Below are 253 nucleotides of genomic sequence, written 5' to 3' on the forward strand. Positions count from 1 at the left end.
CTTCTACGGAGACGATGAAGGCCAGCTTCTCTCCGTTCCCGGATTTAGCAACGGCGGCACTTATACCTTCACCAATCAGGCGCCGCCAACCATGCAGGTATCGCCGGAATCGCTGACTTTCTCAGCACGTCGGTAGCTCTCCTGCGTCGAAAACGATCACGGTTACAAACCTTGGTTCGGGAAGCTATACCTGGACAGCAACCAGCAGCGCATCGTGGTTAAGCGCATCGCCTGCCAGCGGATCGTCTGGCGC

At 57.3% G+C, this 253-nt stretch carries 1 protein-coding gene; it reads left to right on the top strand.

What is annotated here, in order from left to right; translation table 11 throughout:
* Positions 1-155 precede the first annotated feature (155 nt).
* The coding region (locus JAO32_RS19905; RefSeq protein WP_334243642.1) for a BACON domain-containing protein at positions 156-253 on the top strand (98 nt) is incomplete at its 3' end.

It is taken from the genome of Terriglobus sp. ADX1, assembly GCF_036877645.1.
GTDB lineage: Bacteria > Acidobacteriota > Terriglobia > Terriglobales > Acidobacteriaceae > Terriglobus.